The 19537-nt window shown below is 60.0% G+C and carries 14 protein-coding genes; 8 read left to right on the forward strand and 6 right to left on the reverse strand.

The window, feature by feature from the left end:
- Window positions 1-38 precede the first annotated feature (38 nt).
- Both gltB and Q4577_RS06785 read right to left on the reverse strand, forming a co-directional pair.
- The gene (gene gltB, locus Q4577_RS06780) at window positions 39-4577 is read right to left on the reverse strand and encodes a glutamate synthase large subunit (protein ID WP_244684175.1); all 4539 of its coding nucleotides are present in this window, start codon (window positions 4575-4577) and stop codon (window positions 39-41) included.
- 93 nt (window positions 4578-4670) lie between these two features.
- On the reverse strand, window positions 4671-6113 hold the full coding sequence (locus Q4577_RS06785; protein ID WP_303468950.1) for an NAD(P)-dependent oxidoreductase: 1443 nt from the start codon (window positions 6111-6113) through the stop codon (window positions 4671-4673).
- Window positions 6114-6336: 223 nt separating this feature from the next.
- On the opposite strand from Q4577_RS06785, the gene Q4577_RS06790 reads away from it, so the two are divergent.
- Window positions 6337-7143 carry an undecaprenyl-diphosphate phosphatase gene (locus tag Q4577_RS06790; RefSeq protein WP_303468951.1) on the forward strand — a complete coding sequence of 269 codons (807 nt, stop codon included), beginning with the start codon at window positions 6337-6339 and terminating at the stop codon, window positions 7141-7143.
- Between the two features lie 210 nt (window positions 7144-7353).
- On the forward strand, window positions 7354-8112 hold the full coding sequence (locus Q4577_RS06795; protein WP_303468952.1) for a MipA/OmpV family protein: 759 nt from the start codon (window positions 7354-7356) through the stop codon (window positions 8110-8112).
- Between the two features lie 34 nt (window positions 8113-8146).
- Here the strand turns inward: Q4577_RS06795 and carB are convergent, their stop codons facing one another.
- Window positions 8147-11479 (reverse strand): carbamoyl-phosphate synthase large subunit, encoded by a 3333-nt coding sequence (carB, locus tag Q4577_RS06800; RefSeq protein WP_303468954.1) that lies wholly within the window; start codon window positions 11477-11479, stop codon window positions 8147-8149.
- Between the two features lie 196 nt (window positions 11480-11675).
- On the opposite strand from carB, the gene Q4577_RS06805 reads away from it, so the two are divergent.
- The 5 genes from Q4577_RS06805 to Q4577_RS06825 all read left to right on the forward strand — a co-directional run bounded on the left by Q4577_RS06805 (window position 11676) and on the right by Q4577_RS06825 (window position 15578).
- The gene (locus tag Q4577_RS06805; protein ID WP_244684147.1) at window positions 11676-12002 is read left to right on the forward strand and encodes a helix-turn-helix transcriptional regulator; all 327 of its coding nucleotides are present in this window, start codon (window positions 11676-11678) and stop codon (window positions 12000-12002) included.
- A complete protein-coding gene (locus Q4577_RS06810) occupies window positions 11999-12535 on the forward strand; it encodes an SRPBCC domain-containing protein (protein ID WP_303468956.1) in 537 nt (178 codons plus the stop codon). Before Q4577_RS06805 ends, Q4577_RS06810 begins: the two co-directional genes overlap by 4 nt.
- Complete coding sequence (locus tag Q4577_RS06815) at window positions 12502-12780, forward strand: hypothetical protein (RefSeq protein WP_336623645.1); 279 nt, start codon at window positions 12502-12504, stop codon at window positions 12778-12780. Before Q4577_RS06810 ends, Q4577_RS06815 begins: the two co-directional genes overlap by 34 nt.
- Before the next feature lie 139 nt (window positions 12781-12919).
- Window positions 12920-14773, forward strand: a complete 1854-nt coding sequence (gene aspS / locus Q4577_RS06820) for an aspartate--tRNA ligase (protein ID WP_303468957.1) — start codon at window positions 12920-12922, stop codon at window positions 14771-14773.
- Between the two features lie 100 nt (window positions 14774-14873).
- Window positions 14874-15578 carry a GNAT family N-acetyltransferase gene (locus Q4577_RS06825; protein ID WP_303468959.1) on the forward strand — a complete coding sequence of 235 codons (705 nt, stop codon included), beginning with the start codon at window positions 14874-14876 and terminating at the stop codon, window positions 15576-15578.
- 76 nt (window positions 15579-15654) lie between these two features.
- Here Q4577_RS06825 and Q4577_RS06830 read toward each other — a convergent pair whose 3' ends face one another.
- The 3 genes from Q4577_RS06830 to Q4577_RS06840 form a co-directional block, all read right to left on the reverse strand.
- A complete protein-coding gene (locus tag Q4577_RS06830) occupies window positions 15655-17277 on the reverse strand; it encodes a pyridoxamine 5'-phosphate oxidase family protein (RefSeq protein WP_303468961.1) in 1623 nt (540 codons plus the stop codon).
- A 29-nt stretch (window positions 17278-17306) separates the two neighbouring features.
- A complete protein-coding gene (locus tag Q4577_RS06835) occupies window positions 17307-17783 on the reverse strand; it encodes a nuclear transport factor 2 family protein (protein WP_303468962.1) in 477 nt (158 codons plus the stop codon).
- Between the two features lie 66 nt (window positions 17784-17849).
- Window positions 17850-18470: a glutathione S-transferase family protein gene (locus Q4577_RS06840; protein WP_303468963.1), complete on the reverse strand. Its 621-nt coding sequence runs from the start codon at window positions 18468-18470 to the stop codon at window positions 17850-17852.
- A 115-nt stretch (window positions 18471-18585) separates the two neighbouring features.
- Here Q4577_RS06840 and Q4577_RS06845 point away from each other — a divergent pair, with 115 nt between their 5' ends.
- Window positions 18586-19485, forward strand: coding sequence for a LysR family transcriptional regulator (locus Q4577_RS06845; RefSeq protein WP_303468964.1), 900 nt, complete (start codon window positions 18586-18588; stop codon window positions 19483-19485).
- The last annotated feature ends 52 nt before the right edge of the window (window positions 19486-19537 follow it).

Here is a 19537-nt window from a genome sequence, read left to right on the forward strand (position 1 = left end):
GTTTTAGCGCCGCGGCCCGTTTTTCAGTTGTCTTCGGCTTATTCCGCCGGCACGGCTGTCGCTTCCTTGGTCAGCGGATGCGCCAGGTTGTTGACCATTTCGATCGGACAGATCTGGCGGAAGTTCGCTTTCTCGCTCTCCCAATGCTGAAGAATGTCCGCCGCAGCGCGGCTTCCGGTCTCTTCGCAGTGGCGTTCGATCAGACCGCGCAGCTCAGCCTCCCAGTGGTCGACCTCTACCGCGCCAATGATCAGCGTTTCAGGGTTGATCAGCTTTTCCGCCACACCATCGGGATCATACAGATAGGCCATGCCACCGGTCATCCCGGCACCAAAGTTCGCCCCAATCGAGCCAAGGATCACCGCAACCCCGCCGGTCATATATTCACAACCGTTCGAGCCACAGCCCTCGATCACGACCTTGGCGCCAGAGTTGCGCACCGCAAACCGTTCGCCGGCACGACCCGCCGCGAACAGATAGCCATCGGTCGCCCCGTAAAGCACGGTATTGCCGATGATGGTGTTTTCCCGCGCCTTCAGCGGCGACACCATCGGCGGACGCACCACAATTGTGCCCCCCGACAGGCCCTTGCCAACATAATCGTTGGCATCGCCCGACACTTCCAGCTTCAGCCCTGGGGCCGCAAAGGCACCCAGAGATTGCCCGGCAGAGCCTTGCAATTTGACCGTCAGGTGATCGGCTTGCAGGGTGTTGCGCATGCCGAAATTCTTGACGATATGGCTGGATGTGCGCGTGCCAACGGTACGATGGGTGTTTTGCACCGAATATTGCAGCTGCATCTTTTCGCCGTCTTCCAGGAACCGCTGCGCATCCCGCACGATTTCCGCATCCAGCGTATCCGGCACCGCATTGCGCGGCTTGTTGCGGTCATAAACGATGTCCTGTGCGCCATCGACGGTGATCAACAGCGGGTTCAGGTCAAGATCGTCAAGGTGATCCGCGCCACGCGACACCTGGGTCAACAGATCGGCACGCCCGATCACATCATCAAGCGATCTCGCACCGATGCTGGCCAGCACTTCGCGCACTTCCTGGGCGTAGAAGGTGATCAGGTTGACCACCTTGTCGGCATTGCCGGTGAATTTGTCCCGCAGGCTTTCGTCCTGGGTACAAACGCCCACCGGGCAGGTGTTCGACTGGCACTGACGCACCATGATACAGCCCATCGCGATCAATGCAGCGGTGCCGATGCCGTATTCTTCGGCCCCCATCATCGCCGCCATGACAATGTCACGTCCGGTGCGCAAACCACCGTCGGTCCGCAGGGTGATGCGCGACCGCAGGTTGTTCATTGCCAGAACCTGATGCGCCTCTGTCAGACCCATTTCCCACGGCAAACCCGCATATTTGATGCTGGTTGCCGGGCTGGCCCCGGTGCCGCCATTGTGGCCCGAAATCAGGATCACATCCGCCTTGGCCTTGGCCACACCGGCCGCAATCGTGCCAACGCCGGACGACGCCACCAGTTTCACCGTCACCTTGCAGCGCGGGTTGATCTGTTTCAGGTCATAGATCAGCTGCGCCAGATCCTCGATCGAATAGATGTCGTGGTGCGGCGGGGGCGAAATCAGCGTCACGCCCTTGGTCGAATGGCGCAGGCGCGCGATCAGGTCGGTGACCTTCATCCCCGGCAACTGGCCACCTTCGCCGGGCTTGGCGCCCTGGGCGACCTTGATCTCCAGCTCTTCACACTGGTTCAGGTATTCCGCCGTGACGCCGAAACGCCCCGAAGCGACCTGTTTGATCTTGGCGCTGGGGTTGTCGCCATTGGGTTCAGGCACGAAATGCGCCGGATCTTCGCCGCCTTCACCCGAATCCGACCGTGCGCCAATCCGGTTCATCGCGACGTTCAATGTCTTGTGCGCCTCAGGGCTGAGCGCGCCCAGCGACATGCCCGGCGTGACAAACCGTTTGCGGATCGCGGTCACGCTTTCCACCTGTTCAATCGGCACCACAGCGCCAAGCGGCTTGATCGCCAGCAGGTCGCGCAAATGGATCGGCGGGTTGGCCTGCATCGCCTGGGAATACTTTTTCCAAAGCGAGAAAGACGCCGTGTTACAGGCCATTTGCATCATATGCATGGTCTGTGCGCCCCAGGCGTGGGTCTCGCCCGATTTCCGGCTCTTGTAGAAGCCACCAATCGGCAGGACATCACGGCCCTGCGAATAGGCCAGCGCATGCACGTCTTCCAGTTTCTTCTGGATGCCGCTGACCCCGATGCCGCTGATCCGGCTCAGCATGCCGGGGAAATAGGCCGCACACATCGCGCGGCTGAGGCCCACGGCCTCAAAGTTCAACCCGCCGCGATAAGACGACAGAACCGAAATCCCCATTTTGGACATGATCTTCAACAGACCCTGATCCACCGCATTGCGATAGCGCGCCACATTTTCGGTCAGCGTGCCATCCAGCAGGCCGCGATTGATCCGGTCGGCCAGGCTGTCTTCGGCCAGATAGGCGTTGACCACCGTCGCGCCCGCGCCAATCAGCACGGCAAAATAATGCGGGTCGATACATTCCGCCGACCGCACGTTCAGCGAACAGAAGGTCCGCAGCCCCTTGCGCGTCAGGTGCGAATGCACCGCGCTGGTGGCCAGGATCATCGGCATGCCGATCTTGTCCGCGCCCAGCGCCTGATCCGTCAGAACCAGATGCCCGGCCCCCGAACGCACTGCGTCCTCGGCTTCGGCCCGGATGCGGGCTAGACCATCGCGCAATGCGCCATCGCCGCCGCCCACCGCAAAGGTACAGTCGATTGTCACCATGTCCGCATTGAACTGCTTGGTCAGGACATCGAACTGGGCACTGCCGACAAAGGGGCTGTCCAGCACCAGAATTTCGGTCTGGGCGCTGCTTTCATCCAACACGTTCTTGAGGTTGCCGAACCGTGTTTTCAGGCTCATCACCCGATATTCCCGCAGGCTGTCGATCGGCGGGTTGGTCACCTGGCTGAAGTTCTGGCGGAAATAATGGCTGAGCGGGCGATATTTGGCCGACAAAACCGCCGACGGGGTGTCATCCCCCATCGAGGCGATCATCTCTTTGCCATCTTCGGCCATGGGCGCCAGCACCTGTTCCAGCTCTTCAATGCTGTAACCGGCGGCGATCTGACGCTTGCGCAGGTCTTCGCCGCTGTGCAGCGCGGTCTCTGTCACGCCGGCCAACTGATCGTCCAGATCATTGATCTTGCCGACCCATTCCCCAAAGGGACGGGCATTGGCCAGTTTATCCTTGATCTCGGTATCGTGGAACAGCTTGCCCTCTTTCATGTCGACGGCCAGCAATTGACCGGGGCCAAGCGCGCCTTTTTCGACAACCGTGGCCTGATCGACCGGCACCATACCCGCCTCAGAGCCCGCGATGACCAGACCATCACCGGTCACCACATAGCGCATCGGGCGCAGACCGTTCCGGTCCAGACCGGCACAGACCCAGCGACCATCGGTCATCGCCAGGGCGGCCGGGCCATCCCAAGGTTCCATCACCGAGTTGCAATAGGAATACATGTCGCGCCAGGCATCCGGCAGATCAACCGCCTGTTTGCTCCAGCTTTCGGGCACCAGCATGGTTTTCGCCATCGGGGCGCTGCGCCCGGCACGGACCAGAACCTCGAACACCGAATCCAGCGCGGCGGAATCCGATGACCCCTGGGGCACAATCGGTTTGATGTCGTCGGCAAGATCGCCAAATGTAGACGAGGCCATGCGGATTTCATGGCTTTTCATCCAGTTGAGGTTGCCCTTCAACGTGTTGATTTCGCCGTTATGGGCCAACATGCGGAACGGTTGCGCCAGCCACCACTGCGGGAAGGTGTTGGTCGAATACCGCTGGTGATAGATCGCAAAGGCGCTTTCGAAACGGTCGTCTTTCAGGTCGGGATAGAATTCCGCAACCTGTTCGGCCAGCATCATGCCCTTGTAGATGATCGACCGGCAGGACAGCGACGCGAGGTACAGCTCTTTGACCCCTGCGGCGATCGCGGCTTTTTCGATCCGGCGGCGGATGACATAAAGCTCACGCTCGAACGTGTCTTCATCAACGCCTTTGGAGTTCGAAATCAGGATCTGCTCGATCTCGGGCCGTGTGGCATTGGCCTTTTCGCCCAACACGCTGATGTCGACCGGCACGTGGCGCCAGCCATAGATGTAATAGCCCATCCGCAGAACTTCGGTTTCCACGATGGTCCGGCAGGTTTCCTGACCGCCAAAATCGGTGCGCGGCAGAAACACCTGGCCCACGGCCAGCAATTGATCCGGATGCGGTTCATGGCCGGTGCGGCGCACCTGATCATAAAAGAACGGCACAGGAATCTGGACGTGAATACCCGCGCCATCGCCGGTTTTGCCATCCGCATCCACCGCCCCACGGTGCCAGATCGCCTTGAGCGCGTTGATCCCGGCTTCGACCACTTTGCGGGTCGCCTTGCCGTCCAGCGCGACCACAAGGCCAACACCACAGGAGGAATGTTCATGCTCTTCGCGGAACATACCGTTTTCGTTCATCCATTCGCGCTTGGCTTCTTCGGCGCGCACCCAATCGGCATCATATTTGGTCATCAGGGGTCTCCCACTGTGCGGGCGGTCGGCGCGTTATGCGCCCCGGCCCGAATTGATATCTCTTGCATTGCCCCCTTCAGGGGAACGTCAAAATCATTCCGCTGCGATTTGTGCCGCGGCCTTGGCATCCAACCGTTTGAGGATTGCATCCGCACAATCACGCCCGTCACGGATTGCCCAAACCACAAGCGACGCACCGCGCACGATGTCGCCCACGGCATAGACGCCTTCCATATCGGTCGCGCCGGTTTCAAACTCGGCTTTGACGGTGCCCCAGCGGGTCACAGACAATTCCGGGCAATCCCAGAGCGTTGGCAGATCCTCTGGCTCGAAGCCCAGCGCCTTGATCACCAGATCGGCGGGTTCGACATAATCGCTGCCTTCGATCACTTCGGGCGCTTGGCGGCCGCTGGCATCGGGATGACCCAGACGCATGCGTTGCACCATTACACCCTCGACCGTGTCGCCGGTATAGCCCTGCGGCGCGGTCAGCCATTCAAACTGCACGCCTTCTTCTTCGGCGTTGGCCACTTCGCGCTGCGAACCGGGCATGTTGGCACGGTCCCGACGATAGAGACATTTGACGCTTTCCGCGCCTTGCCGGATGGCGGTCCGCACGCAATCCATCGCGGTGTCACCGCCGCCGATCACGACAACCTTTTTGCCCTTGGCATTCAGCTCGCCGCTTTCGAATTCCGGCACTTTGTCGCCAAAGTTGGCGGCGCGGTTCGACGCGGTCAGATAGTCGATCGCCTTGACGATACCGTCGGCGCCGCTGCCCGGACCCTTCAGATCACGCGATTTGTACACGCCGGTGGCGATGATCACCGCATCATGCGCGGCTCGGATCTCTTCAAACGAAATGTCTTCGCCCACGGTACAGTTCAGCTTGAAGGTCACGCCGCCCTTTTCAAGCTGCTCGTTGCGGCGCATGACAATCGGCTTTTCCAGTTTGAAACCGGGGATACCATAGGTCAGCAGGCCGCCGGCGCGGTCATACCGGTCATAGACCGCGACCTGTACACCCGCACGGCGCAGCACATCCGCCGCCGCCAGACCGCCAGGGCCCGCGCCGATGATGCCCACGCTTTCAACGCGTTCCTGCGCCGGGTTGGCGGGCAGAACCCAGCCGTTTTCCCAAGCGGTATCGGTGATGTATTTTTCGACCGAGCCGATGGTCACAGTGCCATGGCCGGATTGTTCGATCACGCAATTGCCTTCGCACAGGCGGTCCTGCGGACAGATGCGACCGCAAATCTCGGGGAAGGTATTGGTGGCCTGGCTGACCTCATAGGCCTCTTTCAGGCGGCCGGTGGCGGTCAGGTTCAGCCAATCGGGGATATTGTTGTGCAGCGGGCAATGGCTCTGGCAATAGGGCACGCCGCATTGGCTGCACCGGCTGGCTTGCTCTTCGGCTTTGGCCTTGGCAAACTCTGCATAGATCTCGTCAAAATCGCTGTTACGCACCTGTGCGTCCCGCTTTTGCGGCATGTCGCGTTCGATCTGGACGAATTTCAACATCGGCTGCTTGGCCATTTTGCTGGGCTCCGGTTCTTGAATGGGTTGGATGCGTTTTAGCGCAGGTCGCGACGCATGAAAAGTCAGTTATGCTGACCTATTATCATGTTATTTTAACAAGCCGCACCCCAAGGCAGGGGTAAATGTCATAAAATAGATCCGATACGGACCCATATTCCCGTTTCCGTTTGATTTCCCTTGGGTTTATAAAGCGGCATCCGCATCGCGAAGGTTCAGCCCCATGACGCTATTTCATCTTCTGATTGTTGCCGTGATCCAGGGCATTACCGAATTTCTGCCGGTGTCCAGCTCCGGTCATCTGATTCTTCTGCCGAATCTGACCGGCATGGCGGATCAGGGACAGGCCATTGATGTCGCCGTTCATCTCGGCACGTTGGGGGCGGTGATCCTTTATTTCTGGTCCGATGTGCGCATGGCGCTTGCCGGTCTGCCCCGGGTGCTGCGCGGGCATATCGACACGCCGGGCGCGCGACTGGCATTCCTGTTGCTGATTGCAACGGTGCCGGTGGTGCTGGCCGGATTGCTGCTCAAACTGACCGGGCTGGACGATGCATTGCGGTCGATCACGGTGATTGGCTGGTCCATGTTGCTGTTTGGTCTTGTCCTGTGGTGGGCCGATCAAAAAGGCAAATCCAATCGCACCACAGCCGACTGGTCACCGCATCACGCCTGGATTCTGGGCATATGGCAGGCCGTTGCCCTGATTCCCGGCACGTCCCGGTCCGGTATCGTCATCACCGGCGCGCGGTTTCTGGGCTATGAGCGCAGCGATGCGGCGCGGCTGTCGATGCTGATGTCGATCCCGACCATTATCGCCTCTGGCCTGCTTCTGGGCGCCGAGGTTGTCGGCAGCGCGGATTGGGCCATGCTTCGGCTGGCGGGCATTGGCGCGGTGTTTGCCTTCTTTTCGGCATTGCTGGCGCTGGCACTGATGATGCGGCTACTGAAATCAATCAGCTTTACGCCCTATGTCGTCTATCGGGTAATACTGGGCCTCGGCCTTATTTTCTGGGGCCAAGTCGTCTGAACCACCGCCAATGGCGATGCAAGAGTGACACATTTTCCCGGCAACACCGGGATTTTTCTGGCACGGGACGCGGATTGCAAAATTCTGCTTTCAAAAACTTTTCGCAGAACTATATGGCGGATTGTCCCAGAGACTATGTTACTGGCTCTATAAGACCCCGCGCTGCTGCGGGACATCACCCTGACCGATTTTCCTTGAAAGGACGTTGCCGTGAAAAACCGTCTTCGCCGCCCCGTTGCATCGCTTGTCGCCGCTTTGATCGCCCTCAGCCCCACGCTGGGATCTGCCGAAGGCAATCATATTGCCTTTGAATTGGGGATCGGCACCAAATATTCGCCCGATTACGAGGGCGCAGATACCTATAAGGCTGGCCCCACAATCCAGGGCGGTTTGCACAGCCTGTCTTTTGGCGGTGTTTCCGCAGGTGGTGGCGAGACCACGGGTTTCCGCATCAGCCCGTCTTTTGGCTTTGTCTCGGCGCGGGATGCGTCGGAACATGACGACCTCAAAGGCATGGATGACGTCGATTGGGCGCTCGAGCTGGGGATTCAGGCAGGTTATACTTGGGAAAATGCCGAAGTGTCCGCCGCGATCCGCAAGGGCATCAACGGCCATGACGGCATTGTCGGCGACCTGAAGGCCAACGCCATTCTGCGCCCGGACGCATTGACCACCCTGCGGTTCGGCCCGCGCGTGACATTTGGCGATGACAATTACGCCGATACCTATTTCTCGGTCCCGGCGTCCGCGTCCAATCTCAGCCCCTATTCCGCGGATGGCGGGGTGAAATCCTATGGGCTTGAGCTGATCGCGCGCCGCGAACTGACCGACACCTGGGCGATCGAAGGCAAATTGGGCTGGCACCGGCTGACCAATGATTTCGCGGATTCGCCGGTTACCCGTGCGGGCAGCGAAGATCAGATGAGCTTTGGGGTCACTTTGATCCGGCAGTTCAACTGGCAGTTCTAAGCAAAGGGTGCGCCTCTTGGGGCGCACCCCGCCTTTAGCCTTGTAGCGGCTTTACCACCAATTCACCCTCACGCCGGGCCTGCATGGCCAGCGCCGCAGCATGTGCGGCAGCGGCGGTCGTGAAATACGGGATCTTGTCATAAAGCGCGACTGAACGGATCTCGCGGCTGTCTGCAACGGCCGCCGCGCCCTCGGTTGTGTTCATCACCAGGGTGATCTCGTCGTTTTTCAACATATCCACCACGTTGGGCCGGCCTTCGTAGACCTTTTTGACCACTTCCGCCGTCAACCCATGCTCGCGCAGGAACGCCGCCGTGCCAGAGGTGGCAACCATGGCAAAGCCAAGCCCGGCCAGGATCTGTGCCGTTTCCACCAGTTCCGGTGTCTTGTCGGAATCCTTGATCGACAGGAACACCTTGCCACCCTCGGGCAGGATCATACCGGCGCCCATCTGCGCCTTCAGGAACGCGCGGGCAAAGCTGCGGTCCCAGCCCATGACCTCGCCTGTTGAACGCATTTCCGGTCCCAGGATCGTGTCAACACCGGGGAACCGGGCAAAGGGCAGCACCGCTTCCTTCACGCTGAACCACGGCATGTTGGGATCGGCCAATGTCATCGGATCGGCCAGCGGCAGCACCGTGTCATAATCGGCATTTTCCGGGTATGCAGGGCGCAGCGGGAAGTTCGAAAGCTTCTCACCCGCCATCACCCGCGCCGCGATGGAGGCAATTGCGCTGTCCGTCGCCTTGGCGACAAAGGGCACGGTGCGCGACGCACGCGGGTTGACCTCGATCAGATAGATCTCGCCATCTTTGATCGCGAATTGGATGTTCATCAGACCAACAACGTTCAGCGCGCGGGCCAAAGCCTCGGTCTGGGTCTTGATCTCGGCCAGAATGTCCTGCGACAGCGAATAGGGCGGCAGCGAACAGGCAGAGTCGCCAGAGTGCACGCCGGCCTCTTCGATGTGCTGCATGATGCCCGCGACATGCACGGCCTCGCCATCACAAAGCGCGTCAACGTCCAGTTCGACCGCGCCCGACAGATAGCTGTCCAGCAGAACCGGGCTGTCGCCGGACACCACCACCGCTTCGTTGATATAACGCTCCAGATGCGCCATATCGCGCACGATTTCCATCGCGCGGCCACCCAGCACATAGGAGGGGCGGATCACCAGCGGGAATCCGATGTCTTCGGCAATTGCCAGCGCCTGGGCATCGGTCGAAGCAATGCCGTTTTTCGGCTGCTTCAGACCAAGCTGATTGACCAGCGCCTGGAAACGCTCGCGGTCTTCGGCAAGGTCGATGGCGTCGGGCGTGGTGCCAAGGATCGGAATACCCTCGGATTCCAGCGCATTGGCCAGTTTGAGCGGGGTCTGACCGCCGAACTGCACGATCACGCCGTGCAATGTGCCGTTGTCCTGCTCGACCCGCAGGATTTCCATCACATGTTCGAAGGTCACCGGTTCGAAATACAGCCGGTCAGAGGTGTCATAGTCGGTTGAAACCGTTTCGGGGTTACAATTGACCATGATGGTCTCGTATCCCGCTTCGGTCAGCGCGAAACAGGCGTGACAGCAGCAGTAATCAAATTCGATCCCCTGCCCGATCCGGTTGGGACCGCCGCCAAGGATCACGACCTTTTTCTTGTCGCTGGGCCGCGCTTCGCATTCCACATCGCCCATCATCGGCGCTTCATAGGTGGAATACATATAAGGCGTCTGCGCCTCGAACTCGGCGGCACAGGTGTCGATGCGTTTGAACGACGCGACCACACCCTTGGAAATCCGCCGGTTGCGCACGTCTTTTTCAGAGAACCCGGTCAGTTTCGACAGACGCGCATCGGTAAAGCCCATCATTTTCAGATGGCGCAGGCCCGCCGCATTGTCAGGCAGGCCATTTTCGCGCACCTCGGCCTCGGTTTCCACAATCTCGCGGATGCGGGCCAGGAACCAAGGGTCAAACATGGTGACGCCGTGGATTTCATCGTCGCTCAGACCCTCGCGCATTGCCTGGGCAATGGTGCGCATCCGGTCGGGGGTTTGCTGACTGATCGCTTTGATCACGGCGGATTTTTCCGGTGCGCCTGGTATGGCGACCTCGTCAAATCCGGTCAGCCCGCTTTCCATCGAGGCCAGCGCCTTTTGCAGGCTTTCGTGGATGGTGCGGCCAATCGCCATGGTTTCGCCGACCGACTTCATCGCGGTGGTCAGGAATGGCTCGGAGCCGGGGAATTTCTCGAACGCGAATTTCGGGATCTTGGTGACGACATAGTCGATGGTCGGCTCGAAAGAGGCCGGTGTGACCTTGGTGATGTCGTTGTCCAGCTCGTCCAGCGTATAGCCGACGGCCAGTTTCGCCGCGATCTTGGCAATCGGGAAACCCGTGGCCTTGGATGCCAGGGCCGATGACCGCGACACCCGCGGGTTCATCTCGATCACAACCATGCGGCCATCTTCGGGGTTCACCGCCCATTGGACGTTCGATCCGCCGGTTTCGACACCGATTTCGCGCAGCACGGCAATGCTGCCGTTGCGCATGATCTGATATTCCTTGTCGGTCAGGGTCAGCGCCGGGGCCACCGTGATCGAATCGCCGGTATGCACACCCATCGGGTCGATGTTTTCGATGGCACAGACGATGATGGCGTTGTCCGCCTTGTCGCGCACCACCTCCATCTCGAATTCTTTCCAGCCCAACAGCGACTCATCCACAAGGATCTGATTGACCGGCGAGGCATCCATGCCAGTGCGGCAGAAATGAATGTAATCTTCGCGGTTATACGCAACGCCGCCGCCAGTCCCGCCGAGGGTAAAGGCCGGGCGAATGATCGCCGGAAGACCGATTTCTTCCAGTTCGGCCAGCGCCATCTGCACGCCGGCATCCAGATCGGTGCTGCCGTTGTCGCGTTTTGGCGCGGTGATGATCGTCGCCTTGGGGTTTTCCAACCCGATGCGGTCCATCGCCTCGCGGAACAATTTGCGGTCTTCAGCCATTTCAATGGCCTCGCGCTTGGCGCCAATCATCTCGACGCCGAATTTTTCGAGCACGCCCATTTCTTCCAGCGCAAGCGAGGTGTTCAACCCCGTCTGCCCGCCCATCGTCGGCAACAATGCGTCGGGGCGTTCTTTTTCGATGATCTTGGCGACAACTTCGGGTGTGATCGGCTCGATATAGGTGGCATCGGCCAGACCGGGGTCGGTCATGATCGTCGCCGGGTTCGAGTTGACCAAAACCACGCGATAACCCTCTTCGCGCAGCGCCTTGCAGGCTTGTGCGCCAGAGTAATCAAATTCGCACGCCTGACCGATCACAATCGGTCCCGCTCCAATGATCATGATCGACTGAATATCGGTTCTTTTTGGCATAACGGACCTCGGGGTTCAGCGCGGGGGGTGAGGGCATCGCGCAAATCTTGGTGGGTTATAGACGTCGAACGCCGGGGTTCAAGGGCATAAGGCGCATTGTCGCGCTTCATCTGCTGTTGCCGTAATTTAGACTTTACTTAATTAAGTGGGTGGACAACAAATGATCTGACAGAATCCCAAGCCAAAGGGCCACACCATGACGCCACTGCCCCAGACCTTTGCCGCCCTTGCCGATCCTGTCCGCTTTGCCATCGTGGAGCGGCTGTTGAACGAAGGTGAATTGGCGGCGGGCGATCTGGGTGCAGGGTTCGGGATTTCCAGCCCGGCGGTGTCGCAACATCTTGGGGTGCTTCGGGCGGCGGGGCTGGTCAACCGTCGGGCCATGGCGCAGCGCCGGATGTATTCCATCCGGCCCGAGGGGCTTCTTGCGGTTGCGGATTGGGCCGCCGAGGCGCGGCGTTTTTGGGAAAGCAGCTTTGACCGATTGGACCGTGCGCTGGCCAAGGAGATAGGCAAACCATGACCGACCTGACGATTGAACGCCACTTCAACGCGCCACAGGCATTAGTCTTTGCCTTTTTGACCGAGGCCGAAAACCTGTTGCAATGGTGGGGTCACGAGGGCTGGACCCTTCAGGAATATCAACTCGACCTGACCCAACCCGGCCAATGGTTTTCGCGTTTTGCCGGGGCCGAAAGCGGGATCTATCACATGAGCGGCCAGGTGCTGGCGGTCACGCCACCGAAACAAGTTCATATTACATGGGCCTGGCACGATGATCAGGGCAGGCGCGGTGCGGAAAGCGAGGTCATTTTCAATGTGGAACCCGATGGCCCCGACAAAAGCCGCCTGATCCTGTATCACAATGGCCTGCCCAGCGATGATGTCGCCAAGGGTCATGAAGCCGGATGGGCCGCGACACTCCGCAGGCTGGAGACTTTGTTTGACCACCCCGAATTACCCAAAAACTTAACAGGAGACGAAAAATGGCCAAATTCATGTTTGCATATCACGGCGGCGGCATGCCGGAGACCGAAGAAGAAGGAAAGCGGATGATGGCCGCCTGGATGGCCTGGATGGGCGAATGTGGTGCGGCGATGGTGGACGGCGGCAATCCCGTCGGCATGTCATCGACCCTCAGCGCCGATGGCTTTGCCGACGGCGGCGGCGCCAACCCATTGTCCGGCTACAGCATCATCGAGGCCGAAAGCATCGAAGCTGCGGCCGAACTGGGCAAGGGATGTCCGATCCTGGAAGGTGGCAAAGGCACGATCGAAATCGCGCCAATCATCGAAATGTAACAGATCGGCGCTCCTCCGACCTTGTGGTCGTCGTCGCGAAGACGGCCCGCAAGGGGCGGAAGAGCGCCCTCTCTGCTTGACTTTCTGGCCCGGGCGCGGTGTATCGGCGCGAACCGCAAAGACCCACCGGAGCCCGCAAATGCACGCCTATCGCAGCCAAACCTGCGCCGACCTGAACAAATCCAACGTCGGTCAAACCGTCCGCCTCTCTGGCTGGGTGCATCGCGTCCGGGATCATGGTGGCGTCTTGTTCATCGACCTGCGCGACACATATGGCATCACCCAGGTGCTGTGCGATTCCGACAGCCCGGCATTTGCCGCCTTGGAAAAGGTCCGCTCGGAATGGTGCATTCGCATTGATGGCGAGGTCAAGGCGCGCGACGAGAGCCTGATCAACCCAAAGCTGCCCACCGGCGAAATCGAGGTCTATGTCCGCGACATGGAAGTGCTGGGCGCATCAGAGGAATTGCCGCTGATCGTGTTCGGCGATCAGGAATACCCCGAGGAAACCCGCCTGCGCTATCGCTATCTCGACCTGCGCCGCGAGGTGATGCAGAACAACATGAAGCTGCGTTCCGACGTCGTGGCCTCGATGCGCCGCCGGATGTGGGACAGCAATTTCCGCGAATTCCAGACCCCGATCATCACCGCATCCAGCCCCGAAGGCGCGCGTGACTTCCTTGTGCCGTCCCGTCTGCACCCTGGCAAATTCTATGCCCTGCCCCAGGCGCCACAGCAGTTCAAACAGCTGATCATGGTGTCCGGCTATGACAAATATTTCCAGATCGCGCCCTGTTTCCGCGACGAAGACCCGCGCGCGGATCGCAGCCCGACCGATTTCTACCAACTCGACCTCGAAATGTCGTTTGTTGAGCAACAGGATGTGTTCGACACGATCCAGCCTGTTCTGACCGGCATTTTCGAAGAATTCGGTGGTGGCCGGAAGGTTGACCAGGAGTGGCCGCAGATTTCCTATCGCGACGCTGCGCTTTGGTATGGCAGCGACAAACCCGACCTGCGCAACCCGATCAAGATGCAGGTCGTGTCCGAACATTTCGCAGGCTCTGGTTTTGCGATCTTTGCCAAGCTGCTGGAGCAGGAAGGCACCGAAATCCGCGCCATTCCCGCACCCAAGGGCGGCAGCCGCAAGTTCTGTGACAGAATGAACAAATTCGCCCAGGAACAAGGCCTGCCGGGCATGGGCTATATCTTCTGGCGGGAAAAAACCGCAGATGCCGTGGCGCAAGAGCTGGGCATCAAGGTAAAAGAAGCCCAGGCCAAGCTGAAATCGGGCGAGATCGAGGGCGGCATGGAAGCCGCCGGTCCGCTGGCCAAGAACATCGGCCCCGAGCGCACCGAAGCCATCCGCCAGCAATTGGGTCTGGATGTCGGCGATGCGGCGTTTTTCCTTGGTGGCAAACCCAAGGCGTTTGAAACCGTCGCCGGCAAGGCGCGCAATGTCATCGGCGAAGAGCTGGGCCTGACCGACAAGGACCGTTTTGCCTTTGCCTGGATCGTCGATTTCCCGATCTATGAAAAAGACGAAGAAAGCGGCAAGATCGACTTTGAACACAACCCGTTCTCGATGCCGCAGGGCGGGATGGATGCGCTGAATGGCGATCCGTTGGATGTGCTGGGCTATCAATATGACCTGGCCTGTAACGGCTATGAACTGGTCTCTGGCGCGATCCGGAACCACAAGCCGGAAATCATGTTCAAAGCGTTTGAAATCGCCGGCTATGGTGCCGACGAGGTCAAGAAACGCTTTGGCGGCATGGTCAACGCCTTTCAATATGGCGCGCCGCCGCACGGGGGCTGTGCCGCCGGTATCGACCGGATTGTCATGCTGTTGGCCGATCAGGACAACATCCGCGAGGTCATCATGTTCCCGATGAACCAACGCGCCGAGGACCTGATGATGTCCGCCCCATCCGAACCGATGTCGGATCAGTTGATGGAATTGGGACTGCGGGTGATCCCGCAGGACAGCTAGGTCTGGCGGCATTGGCGCATGGCGGAAAGACACTGGTTTTTCCCCATTGCGCCAATTTGCCAACCCCCTATCCTGCCCTGAACTGACGAAAGCCGATGCGATGAACGTTCTGGGTGAAAAAGTCGAAGACTGGGCCCCACCGCCGGCCCCGAAAGGTGCGGTGATGCAAGGCCAATATGCCCGGCTGGAACCGCTGGATGCCGAACAGCACGCCGCTTTGCTGTTCCGCGCTTTTGAAGGCCATGACGCGCGCTGGGACTACATGTCTTACGGCCCGTTCCATTCCGCCGCGCAATATCATCGTTGGGTGCGGGAAACCGTTGTGGCACCGGGTCAGGTTTTTTATGCGATCAAGGATCTGGACAGCGGCAAATTCGGCGGAGTCGCGAGCTATCTGCGGATCAACCCGGCGGAAGGCTCGATTGAAGTCGGCAACATCCAACTTTCGCCTGATCTTGCGGGCAGTCGCGCCGCGACTGAGGCGATGTATCTGATGATGCAATGGGCGTTTCAGGCCGGGTATCGGCGCTATGAATGGAAATGCAACGCGCTGAACCTGCCGTCGCGCCGCGCCGCGCAACGGCTGGGTTTCAGCTATGAAGGCGTCTTTCGTCAGGCGATGGTGGTCAAGGGCCGCAACCGCGACACCGCCTGGTTTGCCGCAATCGACCGTGAATGGCCCGCCTTGCAAGAGGCGTTTTCCGCTTGGTTGGCGCCGTCAAATTTCGACGCGGATGGCCGCCAGAAAGAGCGGCTGAGCGATCTGACCCGGCTGGTGCGTGCCGCCAACGACCCCACGCTTTAGAGGTTTGAGGACATCGCCGCCGGGCAGCGGATGGCGTGCGCCCCCACTGTGACAGGTCGGCACGCAGTCACCCGGTTTACCCAAAGGTTTCGAATTTGATCTGATTGCTCCCGATCCCGGCCTGCTCAAGGCCCGATTTGATGTCCATCATGAACCCCAGCGGACCGCAGAGCAGGAATTGCGCGTCCGGTTTTATGCCCTCGGGCAACAGGCTTTCTGCTGTGATCCGGCCTTGGGCGTCATGGTGCAGACCGATTTTGTCCTCTGGGTTTGGCGCGCTGAAAAAGATGTGTTTTTCGATGTTTACACGGGCCGCGACAAGCGCGTCGACTTCATCGCGCAGGGCGTATTGGCGTCCATTCCGTGTGCCGTGGACAAACCGGATTTCGCGGTCATCGCCCTGGGTCACAAGCTGGCGGAGCATGGCAAGCATGGGTGTTATCCCGACGCCAGCGCTGACCAATATGATCGGCCCATCCCCTTTTGGAACCACAAAATCACCGGCGGGCGGCTTGGCCTCGATCACATCACCGATCTGCACGTGGTCGTGCAGAAATTGCGAGGCAAGGCCAGCCGGCTCACGCTTGACCGTGATCCGGTAATGCCCTTCACCGGATGTGTTCGACAGGGAATAGGTGCGGCGCAGCTTGCTGGCCTGCCCGGGGATGTTCAGCGCAATGGGCAAATGCTGACCGCCAAGAAACGGCGCGGGCGCGGTGCCGTTCGCGGGTGTCAGGTGAAAGGACGTGATGCCCTCGGCCTCTACCACTTTATCGCTTACAATCAGGTTGCTGGCGGGGGTGGGTTTGGCCGACCACCGCAATGACAAGGCGGCGGGACGGTCGATCACGGCGTCGATTTCAACCTCGATCACGCGCAGGATGCTGGGGTCGCGTGCTTCGGCTGGGGTCCAGTCAATGCTGGCCCGTCCGGTCACATGCAGCAAGCCGCCACTGGCGAAATCGACAAACAACAGGCCGATACACGGGTCTTCCAACAGATTGCCGATGGTGTTGAAGAAATTGTTGCCGGTGTAATCGGGAATACGCAGGCGATTGGGGCCGACCACCCGGACAAACCCCGCCTCGCCCCCCCGGTGAGAGGCGTCAAAGCCGTTAGAAACAGCGCCCTGCTGACCTTGGCGCCCTGATCCGATGAACAGCGTATCGGCGGCGGCGATCCGGGCAATTTGATCTTGGGTCAGCTGGTCGGTTGCCACCGCCTCAACCGGAGCGATCAGGGGCTCGCGCCACCATTCCCGTTCGTTGATGTATTTGGGGCAATTTCCAAACGACTGGCGCACATCAATGGCAAAGCCGCCCGGCGTGGGGCGCGTTTGGCCGGTCATCCGGTTGCGGCGGCGGGTGGCAAGCTCGATCCCGACAACGCCAATATCCACCTGCGCCCCAAGGCCCGCCGCCAATGGATCACTTGGATCAACCTGCGTGGACAGGGTGAGGGTCCGGGGATCTGGCGATTGAATAAACCCGTCTTCCCCCTCGACAATTGTGGCCCAAACCTGGCCCTTTGCATCGCTGGAGGCGACGACAAGAAAGGGCTGTGCCTGAAAAAACGCGCGGTGTTGCGCGGGCATGAAATCGCGGATGAACGGACCGGCGCGTTCTGCGATGTCGCTGGCGCCAGCGCGTTTTTGTGCAGCCAATTCGCCACTGTGAAAGGGGGCGTTCCGATCCGGCATTGTCCTGATCCTTTTGCAGTTTTTCGGGGTCAGAGGCCCAGATCACTTAGTCCCGGATGACCGTCCGGGCGCCGCCCAAGGGGCCAGTGGAACTTGCGCTCTTTTTCCGTGATCGGGTGTTCGTTGATGCTGGCAAACCGATTGGCCATATAGCCGTTTTTGTCGAATTCCCAATTCTCGTTCCCGTAGGCACGGAACCAGTTGCCGCTGTCGTCGTGGTATTCATAGGCGTAGCGCACCGCGATGCGGTTGCCCTCATAGGCCCACAACTCCTTGATCAAACGGTAGTCGAGTTCCTTGGCCCATTTGCGGGTCAGGAACGCCTCGATCTCGGCATGGCCTTGCGGAAATTCAGCCCGATTGCGCCACTTGCTGTCGGGGGTATAGGCGCGCGTGACCTTGGCCGGGTCGCGCCCATTCCAACCATCTTCGGCAAGACGGACCTTCTCAATCGCGGTGTCGCGGGTGAACGGGGGAAGAGGATGGCGGGGGGCGGTATCGGTCATCGAAATATCCTTGGCGGGCAGGGGATCTGGTGAAGGCGCAGAACGCGGCCTCCACCCGACACAGGATCAGGCAACAAGGCCCGCTGCGGTGGCGGGCATCGCTTCAAAGCCATCAAGCGCCTCGAAACGGGTGAGCCAGGCGCGCACATTGGGATAGGGTTCAAGCGAGATATTCCCTTCGGGCGCATGTGCCGTATAGGAATAGGCGGCAACGTCGGCGATGGTTGGGCGATCCCCGACCAGCCAATCGCGCCCAGCCAAACCCGCTTCGAGCTTTTGCATCGCCTTGGCGGCGGTTGCAGCGGCAAAATCGGCATTCAACGGCGCGCCAAACACGGTAATCAGACGGGCAGCACAAGAGCCAAAGGCGATTTCACCCGCCGCCAGCGTCAACCAGCGCTGCACATTGGCCTCACCCACCGCATCACTTGGCATCCAATCGGGCGCATATTGGCGCGCAAGATAGACAAGGATGGCATTGGAATCCGACACGACCACATCGCCGTCTTCCAAAACGGGCACCTGACCGTTCGGGTTCATCGCCAGAAATTCCGGCGTCTTGTGGGCACCCGCCGCCAGATCGACATGAACGGCGTCATGGGCAATCCCCGCAAGCTTGGCAAAGACCAAGGCACGGTGGGCATGGCCAGATTTCGGAAAGTGGTGAATGCGAACGGCGTTGGACATCTTTCAGCTCCTGCTTTGTGTTTGGCGTGTCTGCCCCATCAGATGCCACTTGCGCATCTGGATGATAATTGCCACTTTTAGAGGATGTTTAAGCCCCCACAGGGCGCAATGCGCCATGGATAAGATCGACCGAATGCGCGCCTTTGCATTGGTTGCAAAACACGCGTCCTTTACCACGGCGGCCAAACGCCTGGGGAAATCCGCGCGGTTGGTCAGTAAATATGTTGCCGATCTGGAAGATGCGTTGGGGGTTCAACTGCTCAACCGGACAACACGTAGTGTTTCCCTGACCGATGCGGGCGCGACGTATCTGGCCATGTGCGAACCGCTACTGGAAGGTTTTGACGAGCTTGAAGAAACGGTTCGAAATGAACAGAGATCATTGCGCGGGGTGATACGCATTTCCGCCCCGACCGGTTTTGGCTCTGTCCGGCTTGCACCGTCGCTTGCGGCCTTTGCCGCGCAACACCCCGAGGTCGACATCGACCTTCGGCTTTCAGATCAAAGGGTTTCGATCATCGAAGAGGGGCTGGACCTTGCTGTGCGGATCGGCCCCATGCGCGACAGCTCGCTCAAGGTGCGACAACTGGGGCCGATGCCCCTGATCGTGAGCGCGGCGCCAGCCTATCTGGCGCGTGCGGGAACACCGGCGCATCCAAACGCGCTGCCCACGCATGATTGCATTCTGGATGGCAACATGACGGACCCGACAATCTGGAGGTTCAACGTAGACGGAGCGCCGGTGGCGATTCATCTCACCGGGCGGCTCCGCGCGAATGCGCCCGCCGCGACGGCGCGCCTTGCCATAGCGGGGGCCGGCATCGCGCGTTGCCCGGCCTATTCCGTCGCCGAAGCCTTGCAGTCCGGTGCCCTGATCGAGCTTTTCCCGGAATATCGCGTCGCGCCCTACACCGTGGCCGCATTGTTCCCACAAAACCGCCGCCTGACCCGCCGCGTGCGCGCCCTGATCGACCATCTTGCGAATGATGAGGATATATCGACCGCAGGCTCCTGATGGATGGGCCGCTTTTCGAAGCCAGCCGGGGGGATGGCCTAGTGCTTTTGTG

The sequence above is a fragment of the Marinovum sp. 2_MG-2023 genome (assembly GCF_030548265.1).
Lineage (GTDB): Bacteria > Pseudomonadota > Alphaproteobacteria > Rhodobacterales > Rhodobacteraceae > Marinovum.